Below are 14,560 nucleotides of genomic sequence, written 5' to 3'. Positions count from 1 at the left end.
AAACAATATCGCAGAAAAACTTGGATAAACAGTGCTTTAATACGACCAGCTACCGCATTCGGCTGCCGATTAACACTTGGAAAGTCGATCAAGTACCTATGCAATTTCGGCCATCTTAAGGCGCATTAAATTGTATCAAAAGGTCAAATTATTACTGTGGAGAATATTCCTATACGGAAATAAATATCGCGGTCTCTCTGCATCATCTACATTATTGCGAGCGCACAAGTGCGATTGTTAAAACAGAAAATTATTATTAAATTGCCTCATACTACAATGATAAAATTTTGTATTTATAATTCATGGATAATGCCGATTAGTTATTTCTCTAAACTCCATTGAAACAAAAGGGTCACGTTGCCCCCGTACGTGATCTTTTGAATATGTATAGGGTTAAGATTGCCCCCGCTGACAGCAGGGGCTTTTTTTTGACCGCAGAGCATGGTTTTTTCTATAGACTCATAAAATCGCCATAACTTCTTCACGTGCACAACTAAGCAATCCATGACTGACTGTTAATTTTATCAGTATTTTTAAGTAAATAATAAATATCTATTTATGGAGCTTTGCACCTTTTACCAAATTTTTGACTATTTTCTTTTCTGCCCGAATAGCTATACCGACAACATTTGCCGATTCAGGTGTAAAATTCGAGAACACATCTCTGTTAGCAGCGTCATGCCCAGTAGAAAACATCTCCTCAACATACAAGGATGTTGTGATCCCTCTCTCCAGCGACTTCATGTGGATCTTGCGCATTTGGCTAGCATCCACAGACAAGACAACTACCGGCTGGACAGACAAAGCATTGTAAGTGTTGCCGGCCCCATCCTGATACGGCTCACCGATAATATCCGGATATTGACTGACAATCCCGCTTGCTAGAAAAGCGGTGACATTCAGCCCCTGCCAGGAAGCCAAATCGTCCCGCAAAACAATTGTGAACTTTGTATCAAACATGCAAAAATGATCCCGTTATATTCGTGCTAAGCGGATAATAGGGACCGCAATATTTTGAGTATTGAACGTTTGTGCAAATCTGAACGAATTCTGCATGCTCCGACAGAACGGGGTATTGATCGCATTGATGCGAGATTCCATGGCGTGGGGTTTAGCCCACATCGTCATGATACTTATGCGCTCGGAATTACCTTAGCCGGCGTACAGACATTTCGTTATCGTGGAGAATCTCGTGTTAGCGTTCCTGGAAATACGATCGTCATTCACCCCGATGAACTACATGACGGTGCAGCAGGCTCTGAAAACATGCTGCATTACAGGATGTTCTATTTTCCCCCGGAATTGTTGCTGGCAGCGTCAAATCGCACGCATATCTTACCTTTTGTCAAAGAGCCGATACTATCTGACAAGATGCTTCATCAACTGTTGGTCGAGGTTCTTATAGATCTGAATAACGAACCCGATGAACTACTACTCGACGATGTTATAACACGTCTGCACTCCAATCTCTGGAAGCATGCCGATGGAGAGATTAGACATCCCAAAGTTATTGCACGTGACGCGATCCTGAATACTCGCGAGTACCTTAAGGAGAATATTGACAACACAGTGTCGTCTGACGACCTTGAGAACGTTTCCGGCCTCGACAGGTACACATTATCACGCCATTTCAGAGCACTTCATGGAACGAGTCCGCACCGTTATCTGATTATGCGCCGGCTTGAAAAAAGTCGACGTATGCTGTCTGACGGCAACTTAAGCCTGGCGGAAATTGCCGTAGCCTGCGGCTTCGCAGATCAAAGCCATTTCACGCGGCACTTCAAATCAGCCTTTGGAATGACGCCCGGTCGCTGGTTACGTTTTACACAGCCATAACAGACCACCCATCACGCAATTCTATGTTAGTTGCGCAAAGGAAAGACCGAAAAAGGGACCTAGCTACAAGCTAGACCGCAAACGGTTCATCAGCGTCATTAATGCATTTCGATTATCGGGGTAAATGGTCGGAGCGGCGGGATTCGAACCCACGACCCCTTGACCCCCAGTCAAGTGCGCTACCGGGCTGCGCTACGCTCCGAGCCGGAGAAAGCCCTAGAATATAAAGGCTTTTCCCGCAAGCCTAAAAATCGAGTCCCATAACAAATTGAAAGCTGATGAATAGATTCAGAGGATTGAGACCGAAACCCCTACCACGATCTTTCAATCCAGTGGCTCATTCCGCCGCTTCGAAAGTAAACGGTTCTGCAGGAACGAACTGATCTGATACTTCTCCGACAAGCACGCGGCTCATATCAATACCCAGATCAAGCTTGCGAACTTGTGCGCCCTCGGAGAAGTCGAGTTTCTTCATGTCCACCGAGAAAATATTGGGTGATGTCGCCGATTCGCCGTGGAAAAACATAGCCTTCTGATCAGCCACCACTCGCCAGCGAGTTGTGGACAGGTTCGGCGCATCAGGAAGGCTCACGCCATAAGGCACTGAAGCGTTCCGGATCACACTGAACACCGCAGCAGCAGCAATTCGCGGGTTATCGCTTTGGGTCACCGCATTTACGTAAAAACCGGCGCGCACGAAACGATCTTCAGAGCGGCCACTCCCGGGAAGAAAGTTGAGCGCGTTGACCCCACTCCAGTATTTCTGATTGGCAAGTTGAATATCAAATGGCGGATCGTTGGTGACAACCTGATATGAACGATCGTGATGAATACTCAGCGCCCCGTCGATCCACTCAAGAACGGCACTATCGCCAGTTGCATCTGAGAGCGTCAAATGGAGTGGGGCAAGACTGCCGGGACGCCCCGGCACTTCCCCGCTCACGACCTGAACAGGATTGTTGCGCGTATATTCGACTGCCTCTGAGACTGTTGCGAACTGATCAAGATAGAATTGGGCCCAAATCGCAAGCGACATGCGGGGCGTGCTCTTGTCATCTTCGGGAAACGCGGTGGCATTGAGCCACAAAAGGCTGGCATTGAGGCCAGCTTCGTTCATGCCGTCGACCGTTGAAATGTCATAACCGGATACGGCAAGACTGCCGAACTTTGAAGTCCATTCCATTGAACGTGCGCCGGCCCGTCCGTTGCGCTTCATTCCACGGGGAAACACCCAGAAATTGCTGACCATAGGATCTTTGAAATCCATATTTCGGCCTGTGAGCGTCCGACCGGCTTCTCCGTGATAGACGACCCGCGTACAGGCTTGAACTTCTGCGGTCATCAATCCCGTGGTGGCTGCTAGTATGGCAAGCATATGGGCGAAACGAGACATGTCAGATACCTATTCATCAAAGAATGCTCTTGCCCTGTCAGTCATAACGGGATTTTCTTCGGGAAAGTAGAAATATTTTATGTAAACCAATAGTTTGTCGGCACGGGTTGCACTCGACTTAAATAAGTCAGGATAAGTGATTGAGGCTAAAACTATAAAGTTCATTCAATGCTTTGGTGGAACATCGCGTTCTGAGCCGAAAAAACACAATAGAGCAACCCACGGTGCAAGGTTTATTTTCCAGCTTCGTGAAAATGAAACCCCTTGCACCGCAAGTCTGTCGATTTAAGTGTTACGAATTTGGTAGGTTTCCGGGATGTAACGATAGCCCTCACCTTCACGCTGCAGATATGCAAGCGACGGAAATGGCATGTGATAACCAATGAAAGGCAGCCGGTCGGTAGCAATCATATCGAAGATGCGCTTTCTGGTCTCAACCGCCATGTCCTTGTCTATATCGAATGAAACGTGCCAGTCGGGACGCTGCAAGGTAATAACCGAATGGTTAGCCGTATCTGAAATCAGCATGAGCGATTTGCCATCCGATTCCACCCGGAATGCCAAATGCCCCGGCGTGTGGCCGTAAGCGCCGATAGCATGAATACCGGGGACCACTTCTTTGCCATCATCGATGAAGGTGGTCTTTTCTGCTAACGGCTTCACATTCTTTTCGACCATTTGTGCGACAGTCTTTGCCGGGCTTTCGAGCCGGGCTGGATCAGTCCAGAAATCAAACTCTCTCTGTCCGGCAGCATAGCGTGCATTTGCAAAGGCTGGTTTGCCGTCCTCCATCAAACCGCCGATATGATCGGGATGGAAATGGCTGAGAACAACAAGGGAAACATCACCCGCCTTGTAGCCTGAAGCCTCCAGTGCACTGATCAATTTGCCTTGCCCTGCTTCACGGGCTCCTGCCCCCATTCCTGTATCGAACAGAACCAGCTCCTTGCCAGTATTGATCAGAACGGGCGTAAAACTATTCACAAAACGATCGGTAGGAAGCAGATTTTCTTCCAGCAGGGCCGCGACATCTTTCGGATCCTGATCGATCGCATAGGTCTTCTCTGGTGCTTCGCCTGCCCGGCGCCCATCAGAAAGCGTCGTGATTTCGAAGTCGCCAAATTGAAACCTATGAAAACCAGAGTTTTCAACCTTCGACACAGGCGTTTGCGCCGCAGCTTGCGAAGCTTCAAATGGCGATAAAGCTACTCCACCACCTGCAGCGGAAGCTGCAACGATAAAATTTCGCCGTGAAATAGCCATCGATCTGTCTCCAGAGTTGTTGAGGTAATTAAGGATAGCGTAAAAAGCTTATCGATCCAGAGCGAAACAATTAACTTTTCGTAAGCTTCGGCTCGTTCACGGACTTGCAGCTCGCAAAAAAATTCTCTATCTGAGGGCTGCGCGGGACGACCCGCGCCTGTGTTCGCATAGGGGACGGCCCCATTTGGAGGGGCGCTCCATGGCCGGGCCTATAGAACAATTTGCAATCCGACCTATCGTCGAGCTTGGCACCGTGGGTGGCCAGCAGATTGTTTTCACGAATTCCGCACTTTACATGCTGCTGACTGTAACAGTTGCTGCAGGCTTTCTCTTCATGGCCTCGCGACGCAGTAGAGTCGTGCCAGGTCGTTGGCAGTCGTCGGTGGAAATGCTTTACGAGTTTGTATCAAAGACTATACGTGAAAATGCAGGTGAACACGGGATGAAATTCTTCCCCTTGGTGTTCTCGCTTTTCATGTTCATTCTTGTGGCTAACCTCATCGGCATGTTTCCTTATGCCTTCACGGTAACAAGCCACATCATCGTCACGTTCGCGCTGGCAATGCTCGTGTTTCTGACGGTTACAATTTACGGATTGCTGCGCCACGGTTTCAAGTTCTTCCGGTTATTCATGCCAGCCGGCGTCCCGGTGATGCTCGCTCCGATTATCGTTCCTATCGAACTCATGTCTTACATTTCGCGCCCGATCAGCCATTCGGTACGTCTGTTTGCAGTCATGCTTGCCGGTCACATCACGCTGAAGGTATTTGCCGGATTTGTCGTTGGACTGGGCAGTCTGGGTTCGCTGGGGCTCATGTCAGCCATCATGCCTCTCGCCATGACAGTCGCACTGACAGCACTTGAATTGCTGATGGCTATCATTCAGGCATATGTCTTTACCATGCTGAGCTGCATGTACCTCAATGACGCTCTGCACCCTTCTCACTAGATTTACAATATTGACGAAAGGACGGCCTTTCGTTCTCTTAAAAATTGGGACGGCCCATACCTAGGAGCACTAAAATGGCATGGATCTATCTGGCACTGGCTGGTGGCCTCGAAATTGTTTGGGCCTACTTCATGAAAAAATCGGAAGGCTTTTCGCTTTTAACGCCCAGCGTCATCACGATTGTAACGATGATCGGCAGTTTCGCCCTGCTTTCGATTGCAATGCGCACCCTGCCTTTGGGCACAGCCTATGCAATCTGGACCGGTATTGGCGCAGTTGGCGCATTCGTCGTCGGAATTTTCATTCTGGGTGAAGCAGCAACATTCTTCCGCGTTGCCAGCGTCACACTTATTCTGGCCGGTATTATCGGCCTGAAACTATCGTCGACGTAAGTGATAAAAAGAAAGGGAGGCATCGCCTCCCTTTTTCATTTTATTGCCCGGCAAGCGTGAGCTGACCTACTAGCGAACCTGGTCCAGCAGGCGTTTGCATTCCAGCAGGTCGAAAAGCGCTTCCTGCAGAAGCGAACGGTTATCCTTCGATGGACGCTTCCCGTCAGCGCCAATCGGGCCGTCTTCCTCACCCTTCAACAAGCCAAACAGCTTGCGCGCAGGTTGCGGTGCTTTGATGCCGCTTGGCAGCGCCATTTCATTATCGGCGGCGCTTTCCATCGCTTGCTTTTCAGCAGCAGCCTGCTTTTGGCGCGTGATGGCTTCAATAGCCTGAACATCACCATTGCCAAGCGCGATGATGAATTGTGCATTGTTTTCGCGGAGGAGTCGCTGGACACCCTTGATAGTGTAACCCTGATCATAAAGCAGGTGGCGAATGCCTTTGAGCAATTCAACATCAAGCGGACGATAATAGCGACGACCGCCGCCTCGCTTCATCGGTTTGATCTGGGTAAAGCGCGTCTCCCAGAAGCGCAGCACATGCTGCGGAAGATCGAGATCTTCTGCTACTTCGCTTATAGTCCTGAATGCATCAGGGCTTTTGTCCATCTGCTTGCCCTTTCCAGTGGTTTGGCCTCGCCGTGCAGCGAGTCCTGCCAGCCCAGATCGTTCAAATGGCAATCGACACATAATTTCGTGTCGGCCAAAGTATCATAATAATCGAACGGCGTTTAACATATAAATATCGAACGAAAAGCCCCTACTTTTCGGATTGTTATATTAGGGAACCGACTCGCTCTGTCCGTAGATTATATAATATCAGAACTTTATAAGCACCCCTTCATATATAACAGGAAGAAGCACAGATTTCAGGCTGCTGATGTCACTGGATATATAAGCAAGCGAAATACTTCGCCCCAAAAGGGGCGACGCAATAAAGAATAAAGAGATTAAAAACCTCTATCCATCTAAAAACTACGATTTGGCGCTTTTCGACCCGCGCTTCTGATGTTCTTGGAGGATGCGTTGCTTGAGAACGTTAGACGCTTTGAACGTCATGACGCGACGTGGAAGAATTGGTACTTCCTCACCGGTCTTCGGGTTGCGGCCGATGCGCTCATTCTTGTCACGGACCTGAAATGTCGCGAATGACGACAATTTCACAGTTTCACCGTTTACGATAGCGTCACAGACTTCGTCGAGGATCATCTCGACCAGAGCCGCCGATTCAGTTCTGGATAGGCCTACCTTGCGGTAAACAGCCTCTGCCAGATCAGCGCGTGTGACCGTCTTACCTCCCATAACAGAACCTACCTGGTTAGCGTTTGAACAGATAATATCCTTAAGTGACAGGAGGTTACACAAATAAACGCGGTCCGGTCAAGCCGCGAGTTTCCTCGCGGCCCATCAAATTTCTAATTACCAGCGCAACAACACCGCGCCCCAGGTAAATCCGCCGCCCATGGCCTCCAGAAGAACAAGGTCGCCCTTCTTGATGCGACCGTCTGCAGCGGCTGTCGCAAGCGCCAGAGGAACCGAAGCTGCCGATGTGTTGCCGTGCTTGTCAACGGTGATAACCACCTTTTCCTCGGCGATATTCAGCTTCTTGGCCGAAGCGTCGATAATGCGCTTATTGGCCTGATGTGGTACGAACCAGTCGATATCGTCTGCAGTCAGACCTGTTTCGGCAAAGGACGCTTCAATCACATCGGTGATCATACCCACAGCATGCTTGAAGACTTCACGGCCTTCCATGCGCAGATGACCGACCGTTTGTGTGGTCGATGGGCCACCGTCCACAAAAAGCTTTTCCTTGTGATTGCCGTCAGAACGAAGGTTCGCAGCGAGGATACCGCGATCCGACGTCAGGCCCTTGCCCTCGCCCGCTTCAAGGACCAATGCGCCCGCACCGTCGCCAAACAGCACACAGGTCGTGCGATCGTTCCAATCGAGAATGCGCGAGAAGGTTTCCGCACCTATGACCAGCACACGCTGAGCCATGCCACCACGAATATAAAGGTCCGCTGTTGTCACGGCATAGATGAAGCCGCTGCAAACGGCCTGAAGATCGAACGCAAATCCTGAAGTGATGCCCAACTCGCGCTGAATTTCGACGGCACTTGCCGGAAATGTATGATTTGGCGTCGAGGTTGCCACTAGGACCAGATCGATATCGGAAGCTTGCAGACCAGCATTTTCAAGGGCCGCACGCGCAGCCGCGGCACCAAGCGATACTGTGGTCTCGGTTTCATCTGCGATGTGGCGCTGGCGAATGCCCGTGCGCTGGACGATCCATTCGTCAGAGGTTTCAATCACGCCTTCAAAATCGGCATTTTTCATGATCCGCTTAGGCAGCGCTGAACCAATACCTCTTACGACAGATCTTATCATCTTTTTCCTGTCCTTGAACGGCTTCTATTTTCCCTGAACCGGAAGAGCCGCTCTATCGTTTTGTTTTATCGCAGTTTCGTTTTGCTTTATCGAAGTTTCGGGCGAAAAATCGGTCCTCACTTTTTCTGAAACTGCTCTAGCCTGACCACATCAGTCGCACGCTTACCGGTCTACATTCACACCCAATTTAAAGGGCTAACAATCACTTGGCTGCTTCGCTGCCGTCATTGGACACAGCATGCGGATGACTGTGGTGGAAATGAGCCAGATCGGCTTCAATCTTTTCAAGAAGCTTGTTGCGTACCATGTCATACCCAACTTCGACTGCTGAGCAGAAACCTTCGGCGGTGGCACCGCCATGACTTTTGATCACAACACCGGTCATGCCAAGCAACACGCCACCATTCACCTTGTTCGGGTCCATTTTTTCGCGAATGCGGTCAAATGCGCCCTTTGCAAAAATATACCCAATCTTCGCAAGCCATGTGCGGGTCATCGCCTGACGGAGCAGTTGCGCCATTTGTTGCGCCGTACCTTCAGCCGTTTTCAGTGCAACATTACCCGTGAAGCCCTCTGTCACGACCACATCAACAGCCCCTTTGCCGATACCGTTGCCTTCAACAAAGCCGGTATATTGCAACCCCTCCAGCGGTGTATCGCGCAGAATCTGGGCAGCTTCCTTGATCTCGTCGAGGCCTTTAACTTCTTCTGTACCGACGTTAAGCAGGCCAACCGTTGGCTTTTTTATCTCGAAAAGCGCGCGCGCCATACCCGCGCCCATCACCGCATAATCCACGAGTTGGCGCGCATCGGCACCGATAGTCGCACCGACATCCAGCACAATACATTCACCGCGCAAAGTCGGCCAGATAGCCGCAATAGCCGGGCGCTCTACATCGGACAACATGCGCAGACAGAACTTTGACATGGCCATAAGCGCACCAGTGTTTCCGGCTGAAACACAGACATCGGCATCACCGGTCTTTACGGCTTCGATCGCCTGCCACATGGAAGACTTGCCGCGACCGGAACGAAGCGCCTGACTCGGCTTATCATCCATTCTGACCGCAACCTGACTGGCGCGGAATTCAGATGCTGCCTGCAGTTTCGGGTAACGTGCCAATACAGGCTCAACCTGACCGGCCAGCCCGAAGAAAATGAACCGGATGTCAGGATGGCGTTCAAGTGCCTTCGCCGCGCCGGGGATGACCACTTCTGGGCCAAAATCACCGCCCATGGCGTCAATCGAAATTTTTATCACTATTGATTATTCCTGTGCGATCCCTTTCCCCAATCCTGCCTGTCTGAAAGCAGAGGGGTTTTCCGCGAAAATAGTGTTTTTCCGGTCGCGCACAACCAGATTCTCTCAAGCATCGGTTAAATCACGGCTTATTCTGCCATTCCGAAAGCTTGGCAAAAGGCGAATCAGGCTTCTCTTCCTCTTCCACGTCACCGAAAACGGCCGGTTCAGCGTCATCGGGCAAACCCGGCTTGCGCGGATATGGATCAAGTGCGAGTTCAAAAAACTCTTCAGCAACAGCGCCAATATCAATCTTATCGCCGACAAACGTCTCGGGAATATCTGCGCCGTCAGCATCCAACAGCAACTCGCCGCTTTCATCGAGCTGAATTTTAGCCAGGCGTGAATTTTCTGGTACGAAAATCGTGTCCACTTCTTCAGAAACCGTAGCATTGATGGGTTCCAGCGTCACAACGCAAGACTGCACGATTTCTGCATTGATGGTGCCACGCAGGCGAATGCCGTTCTTTTTCCACTGCGTCAGCAAAAACTCAGCGTCAAAAGAATTCACAGCCTGGAGGCCATGTTCGGCTGCCAATGCTGCTCTTTCCCTGTCGTTTGTCCCGATCTTCACCGTTAAGCCCTTCTGGGGCAGATGAAGAACCGGAACGGGATAGGTCAGCGCCGGTTTGTCAGTCATTCTCGTTTGCCTCTTTTGTACTATCAATTGGCGTAAGCATCATTTCGTCAGCATCCATAAAGGATATGTCGCCTGCTGCCAAAGCACTGTTTTCAATCTCTGCCAACCGATCACGGCAGGCAAATACATATTCACTCAGATAGTGAGCATGTGGCCAGAATTCGAGATCAGGCTGAATGTTTCGCGTCAAAGCGATAGCCAACGCGTTTTTGTCATCGGCATCCAGTGCCGTACCATACGAACTGACGCGCCCGTAAAACATGCGCGCGAGCTTCTTCATACGCTTGGGAACGCCTTGATCACCGATTCCCAATTCTCGCAAAGAATGATCCACATCCTTGAAAAATTCGTCTGCGATGTCTTGCGCAAGCGGCATCAGCACAGAATTTTCGCCCTTCATGCGATGAAGAGACAAGAAAATATGAACCGAAAGCATCTCGTAACGACCTAATGGCGTATCAGGCACCTGAAATTGTGCATAAAAACGCTTTTGCCGCGCCGCCGCCACGATCGTCTCGTAAACGCGAAGCACAACTGTCTCATTTGCTTTGTTTTTGCGGCGAAAAAGTCGAAGAATCATTCGTATACGACCGTACTTGTTGCATCCAGAAGCAAGGTGGTTTACCGAAGTTCTCCTGACGGCGAAAGTGCCGCGCTGATATAGAATGTATGGAGAGGTCTTTGTTGCAGCGAATTTTCCCAAGCGCACGCAAACAGCGTGCCCTTCTCGCAGGCACAGCAATTCTCTTTTCGGCGGCTCTTGCCGGATGTAACACTGCATCCACGCTAAATCCGTCGGAAACGCTTACAGAGGGTTATGTGCTCGATCAGGAGGCGCTTGATTCGGTTCCGGTTGGCTCCAGCCGTGAACAGGTGCTTCTCGCACTCGGCACACCGTCCACCACGGCAACCTTCGACAATGAAGTGTTTTATTACATTTCGCAGAAGCGCTACCGTGCGGCACAGTTCATGAAGCCGAAGATCATCGACCGCCATATCCTTGCTGTTTACTTCGACAAGGACGGTAAGGTCAGCAATATTGCCAATTACGGCCTCCAGGATGGCAAGCTGTTCGATTTCGTGTCGCGCACGACACCAACGGGCGGCAAGGATCAGACCTTTATCGGTCAGATCATTCAGGGTGTTGGCAAGGCTCCAACATCCTTGCCGGGTGCGGTAGGCGGCGCAAACAACTGATTTGCTACAAAATTCACAAAAAAGCCCGGCGGTTTGCCGGGCTTTTTATTTCTGCGGTTCACATCAGAGCGGTTCCAATTGATGTTGAATCGTTAGAACCACTCTAACTATTTATTTTTACGCATTTCCGAACGCAAAACTGGTTCCCACTTTTGCTGGAAATGCTCTAAGCCGTATGTGCCAGCACCGCCAGCAGCAAGAGCGCCACGATATTGGTGATCTTGATTGCAGGGTTGACCGCTGGGCCCGCGGTATCCTTGTAAGGATCGCCGACGGTATCACCGGTTACGGAAGCCTTGTGCGCTTCCGACCCCTTCATGTGCTTCACGCCATCGGCATCGGTAAAGCCATCCTCAAAGCTCTTCTTGGCATTGTCCCATGCTCCACCACCCGATGTCATGGATATAGCCACGAACAATCCGTTGATGATGACGCCCAGGAGCGACGCACCAAGCGCTGCAAAGGCTGCTGCTTTTGAGCCTGAAATGAGCAGCACACCGAAATAGACGACGAGTGGCGCCAAAACCGGCAGCAGTGATGGGATAATCATTTCGCGAATTGCTGCTTTGGTCAGAAGATCGACTGCGCGCGCGTAATCCGGACGTTCCTGCCCCGTCATGATGCCGGGCTTCTCACGGAACTGACGTCGTACTTCCTGCACTACCGCACTTCCTGCCCGCCCCACGGCCGTCATAGCCATGCCGCCGAAGAGGTATGGAATCAAGCCACCAAAGATCAGACCCGCAACCACATATGGGTTGGACAGTTCAAAGGAAACCGGCCCCATATCGGCAAAATATGGATAGGTTTGGCCGTTCGCGGCAAAATAAGCCAGATCGTTGGAGTAAGCTGCGAACAGCACCAGAGCACCCAAACCTGCCGAACCAATCGCATAACCCTTTGTGACGGCCTTGGTCGTGTTACCAACAGCATCCAGCGCATCGGTTGATTTGCGGACTTCGGGGTCGAGCCCGGCCATTTCCGCAATGCCACCCGCATTATCGGTCACCGGGCCAAAAGCATCGAGTGCCACAATCATACCGGCAATGCCCAGCATGGCCGTCACAGCGATTGCAGTGCCAAACAAGCCCGCCAGCTGGTAGGTACCAATAATGCCGCCAACGATGACAATCGCAGGCAAAGCGGTCGATTCCAGCGAAACGGCCAGCCCCTGAATAACGTTTGTGCCATGGCCGGTAACGGAAGCCTGCGCGATGGAATTGACCGGGCGTTTGTTGGTGCCGGTATAATATTCCGTAATCACCACGATCAGGCCCGTGACAAGGAGACCAATCAGGCCACAGATAAAGAGATTGGTGCCTGTAATCGTCATTCCTGCAACAGTGCCGATTTCACCCCAGCCAATTGTCAGCGTGTTGGCAACTACCAGGCCCACAATGGACAGAAGTCCGGTTGCAATGAGACCTTTGTAAAGCGCGCCCATAATTGAGCCATTGACGCCAAGCTTCACAAAGAAGGTGCCTGCAATCGAGGTCAGCACACACGCGCCGCAAATGGCTAGCGGATAGAGCATGACGCTTGAAAGCACATCGGAGCCGTTGAAGAAGATCGCACCCAGAACCATTGTCGCAACAACAGTGACTGCATAGGTCTCGAACAAGTCCGCCGCCATGCCCGCACAGTCGCCGACATTGTCTCCCACATTATCGGCAATAGTTGCAGGATTACGTGGATCGTCTTCGGGGATGCCCGCCTCGACCTTACCAACCAGATCGCCGCCGACATCAGCACCCTTGGTGAAGATGCCGCCGCCCAGACGGGCGAAGATCGAAATCAGCGAGGCACCAAAACCGAGCGCCACAAGTGCATCGATCACTGTACGGTCAGATGGCGAGTAGCCCATCCAGGCTGTTAGAATCAAATAATAGACGGATACACCGAGCAGCGCGAGGCCAGCGACAAGCATGCCGGTAATAGCGCCAGATTTGAACGCGAGTTCCAATCCGCCAGCAAGGCTTAGGGAAGCGGCTTGTGCAGTTCGTACATTTGCACGGACTGAAACATGCATGCCGATAAATCCGGTCAAACCGGAGAGAACAGCCCCGATGAAAAAACCGATAGCTGCAGTAATCGACAGCAAATACCAGACTGCCAGAAAGACGACGACGCCAACAAGGGCGATCGTGGAATATTGTCGTGTGAGGTAGGCGGACGCGCCTTCACGGATAGCGCCGGCGATTTCCTGCATACGCGGCGTGCCCTGATCGGCCGCAAGCACCGAGCGAATCGCCCATACGGCAAAAAGAACGGAAACGACACCGCAGGCAATGACGAGAAGAAGAACTCCAATTCCCATTTAGGCCAACTCCCATTGAGCTCGCGCCAGCCACAAGCAGATCGCTCACAAATGAGTTGCGATTACCTGCACACATCGGCGCATAAAAGACCCGAAAACCCCTCCCCGGGCCAGGACTGGCGGCATGGAAGTGCCTGAAACCGACTCTTCACCGGGCTTCATCGGCTAATTCTTATTTGTTTTTAGTTCTCGAAACATCTGCCTGAAATCAAATATTTGGCAGAAGTTTCTGCATTTCAGCATTCTCAATGCCGCAGGCTCAACATGCGGAAGCTGCCTTAAAAGGTCAAGCCGTAGTTTGTCGGTGAACAAACCAAAAAGGCTGCGATTTCTCGCAGCCTTTTTCAGTTCTCATGATCCGCTGACTATTACTTGCCGCGCGGCTTTGTACCGCGGCTTTCGCCGCGCAGCTCAAAGGCAAGACGATCAAGTACGGCATTAACCAGCTTCGGCTCGTCTTCCGTGTAGAACGCCTTGGCAATATCCACATATTCGGAAACGATCACAGCTGTTGGCACGTCTTTGCGGGTCTTCAATTCCCAGGCACCTGCACGCAAAATTGCGCGCAAGGTCGAATCGAGGCGTGAAAGCGGCCAGTCCTCAGTCAGTGCATGGTGGATCAGTGGATCCAGCGTAAGCTGATTATCGACGACACCTGCAACAATACCGCGGAACCATTGTGGATCAGCATCGAGATACTGCATACCGTCCACTTCCTTGCCAAGACGATGTGCCTCATATTCAGCCACAACTTCCATGACGCCCGTACCGGCGACATCCATCTGGTAAAGCGCCTGCACGGCGGCCAGACGGGCAACGCCGCGCTTGTTTGCAGATCGTGGGGCGTTCGGTGCGGAACGGCCTTCAGAAGAAGAAGTCATC

General features: G+C 51.2%; 15 protein-coding genes and 1 tRNA gene. 4 read left to right on the top strand and 12 right to left on the bottom strand.

The genetic code is table 11. The annotated features are described in order from the left end of the window. Window positions 1-552: 552 nt before the first annotated feature. Window positions 553-960, bottom strand: a complete 408-nt coding sequence (locus ACSME1_RS11025) for a DUF2000 family protein (protein ID WP_024897437.1) — start codon at window positions 958-960, stop codon at window positions 553-555. A gap of 54 nt (window positions 961-1,014) precedes the next feature. Between ACSME1_RS11025 and ACSME1_RS11020 the strand changes: the two genes are divergently transcribed. After that, window positions 1,015-1,836 (top strand): AraC family transcriptional regulator, encoded by an 822-nt coding sequence (locus ACSME1_RS11020; protein WP_235822331.1) that lies wholly within the window; start codon window positions 1,015-1,017, stop codon window positions 1,834-1,836. Window positions 1,837-1,961: 125 nt separating this feature from the next. Here ACSME1_RS11020 and ACSME1_RS11015 read toward each other — a convergent pair. The 3 genes from ACSME1_RS11015 to ACSME1_RS11005 all read right to left on the bottom strand — a co-directional run bounded on the left by ACSME1_RS11015 (window position 1,962) and on the right by ACSME1_RS11005 (window position 4,492). Further along, a tRNA-Pro gene (locus tag ACSME1_RS11015) sits at window positions 1,962-2,038 on the bottom strand. A gap of 135 nt (window positions 2,039-2,173) precedes the next feature. Continuing rightward, window positions 2,174-3,229, bottom strand: coding sequence for a linear amide C-N hydrolase (locus tag ACSME1_RS11010; protein WP_024897435.1), 1,056 nt, complete (start codon window positions 3,227-3,229; stop codon window positions 2,174-2,176). Between the two features lie 285 nt (window positions 3,230-3,514). Continuing rightward, entirely contained in the window at window positions 3,515-4,492 is a 978-nt protein-coding gene (locus tag ACSME1_RS11005; protein ID WP_105706768.1) for an MBL fold metallo-hydrolase, read from the bottom strand. Window positions 4,493-4,691: 199 nt separating this feature from the next. Here ACSME1_RS11005 and ACSME1_RS11000 point away from each other — a divergent pair, with 199 nt between their 5' ends. Both ACSME1_RS11000 and sugE read left to right on the top strand, forming a co-directional pair. Further along, window positions 4,692-5,441, top strand: a complete 750-nt coding sequence (locus tag ACSME1_RS11000) for a F0F1 ATP synthase subunit A (RefSeq protein ID WP_105706770.1) — start codon at window positions 4,692-4,694, stop codon at window positions 5,439-5,441. Between the two features lie 74 nt (window positions 5,442-5,515). Then, window positions 5,516-5,833: a quaternary ammonium compound efflux SMR transporter SugE gene (sugE, locus tag ACSME1_RS10995; protein ID WP_024897432.1), complete on the top strand. Its 318-nt coding sequence runs from the start codon at window positions 5,516-5,518 to the stop codon at window positions 5,831-5,833. Between the two features lie 69 nt (window positions 5,834-5,902). Here sugE and ACSME1_RS10990 read toward each other — a convergent pair whose 3' ends face one another. The 6 genes from ACSME1_RS10990 to ACSME1_RS10965 form a co-directional block, all read right to left on the bottom strand. Then, entirely contained in the window at window positions 5,903-6,442 is a 540-nt protein-coding gene (locus tag ACSME1_RS10990) for a MerR family transcriptional regulator (RefSeq protein ID WP_024897431.1), read from the bottom strand. Window positions 6,443-6,808: 366 nt separating this feature from the next. Beyond that, window positions 6,809-7,135: an integration host factor subunit alpha gene (locus ACSME1_RS10985; RefSeq protein WP_024897430.1), complete on the bottom strand. Its 327-nt coding sequence runs from the start codon at window positions 7,133-7,135 to the stop codon at window positions 6,809-6,811. A 117-nt stretch (window positions 7,136-7,252) separates the two neighbouring features. Further along, entirely contained in the window at window positions 7,253-8,224 is a 972-nt protein-coding gene (locus ACSME1_RS10980) for a beta-ketoacyl-ACP synthase III (protein WP_024897429.1), read from the bottom strand. A 202-nt stretch (window positions 8,225-8,426) separates the two neighbouring features. Next, a complete protein-coding gene (gene plsX / locus ACSME1_RS10975) occupies window positions 8,427-9,485 on the bottom strand; it encodes a phosphate acyltransferase PlsX (protein ID WP_024897428.1) in 1,059 nt (352 codons plus the stop codon). 121 nt (window positions 9,486-9,606) lie between these two features. Then, entirely contained in the window at window positions 9,607-10,164 is a 558-nt protein-coding gene (locus ACSME1_RS10970; RefSeq protein WP_024897427.1) for a YceD family protein, read from the bottom strand. Beyond that, on the bottom strand, window positions 10,157-10,744 hold the full coding sequence (locus ACSME1_RS10965; protein WP_024897426.1) for a ubiquinol-cytochrome C chaperone family protein: 588 nt from the start codon (window positions 10,742-10,744) through the stop codon (window positions 10,157-10,159). Before ACSME1_RS10965 ends, ACSME1_RS10970 begins: the two co-directional genes overlap by 8 nt. Before the next feature lie 101 nt (window positions 10,745-10,845). Here ACSME1_RS10965 and ACSME1_RS10960 point away from each other — a divergent pair, with 101 nt between their 5' ends. After that, window positions 10,846-11,361, top strand: a complete 516-nt coding sequence (locus tag ACSME1_RS10960; RefSeq protein WP_024897425.1) for an outer membrane protein assembly factor BamE — start codon at window positions 10,846-10,848, stop codon at window positions 11,359-11,361. 166 nt (window positions 11,362-11,527) lie between these two features. On the opposite strand, the gene ACSME1_RS10955 is transcribed toward ACSME1_RS10960, so the two are convergent. Then, window positions 11,528-13,678, bottom strand: a complete 2,151-nt coding sequence (locus ACSME1_RS10955) for a sodium-translocating pyrophosphatase (protein ID WP_435654921.1) — start codon at window positions 13,676-13,678, stop codon at window positions 11,528-11,530. A 368-nt stretch (window positions 13,679-14,046) separates the two neighbouring features. After that, the gene (gene nusB, locus ACSME1_RS10950; RefSeq protein WP_024897423.1) at window positions 14,047-14,559 is read right to left on the bottom strand and encodes a transcription antitermination factor NusB; all 513 of its coding nucleotides are present in this window, start codon (window positions 14,557-14,559) and stop codon (window positions 14,047-14,049) included. Window position 14,560: the final 1 nt, after the last annotated feature.

Origin of the sequence: Brucella pituitosa (genome assembly GCF_965577835.1) — a bacterium.
Taxonomy (GTDB): Bacteria; Pseudomonadota; Alphaproteobacteria; order Rhizobiales; family Rhizobiaceae; genus Brucella; species Brucella pituitosa.
The sequence above is the reverse complement of the archived record's forward strand: the minus strand, read 5'-3'. Positions and strand labels throughout refer to the sequence as shown.

Excerpts from the sequence above, each read along its gene's own strand:
- ACSME1_RS11025 (WP_024897437.1), bottom strand. The coding sequence starts at position 960 with ATGTTTGATACAAAGTTCACAATTGTTTTGCGGGACGATTTGGCTTCC.
- ACSME1_RS11010 (WP_024897435.1), bottom strand. The coding sequence starts at position 3,229 with ATGTCTCGTTTCGCCCATATGCTTGCCATACTAGCAGCCACCACGGGA.
- ACSME1_RS11005 (WP_105706768.1), bottom strand. The coding sequence starts at position 4,492 with ATGGCTATTTCACGGCGAAATTTTATCGTTGCAGCTTCCGCTGCAGGT.
- ACSME1_RS11000 (WP_105706770.1), top strand. The coding sequence starts at position 4,692 with ATGGCCGGGCCTATAGAACAATTTGCAATCCGACCTATCGTCGAGCTT.
- sugE (WP_024897432.1), top strand. The coding sequence starts at position 5,516 with ATGGCATGGATCTATCTGGCACTGGCTGGTGGCCTCGAAATTGTTTGG.
- ACSME1_RS10990 (WP_024897431.1), bottom strand. The coding sequence starts at position 6,442 with ATGGACAAAAGCCCTGATGCATTCAGGACTATAAGCGAAGTAGCAGAA.
- ACSME1_RS10985 (WP_024897430.1), bottom strand. The coding sequence starts at position 7,135 with ATGGGAGGTAAGACGGTCACACGCGCTGATCTGGCAGAGGCTGTTTAC.
- ACSME1_RS10980 (WP_024897429.1), bottom strand. The coding sequence starts at position 8,224 with ATGATAAGATCTGTCGTAAGAGGTATTGGTTCAGCGCTGCCTAAGCGG.
- ACSME1_RS10970 (WP_024897427.1), bottom strand. The coding sequence starts at position 10,164 with ATGACTGACAAACCGGCGCTGACCTATCCCGTTCCGGTTCTTCATCTG.
- ACSME1_RS10965 (WP_024897426.1), bottom strand. The coding sequence starts at position 10,744 with ATGATTCTTCGACTTTTTCGCCGCAAAAACAAAGCAAATGAGACAGTT.
- ACSME1_RS10955 (WP_435654921.1), bottom strand. The coding sequence starts at position 13,678 with ATGGGAATTGGAGTTCTTCTTCTCGTCATTGCCTGCGGTGTCGTTTCC.
- nusB (WP_024897423.1), bottom strand. The coding sequence starts at position 14,559 with ATGACTTCTTCTTCTGAAGGCCGTTCCGCACCGAACGCCCCACGATCT.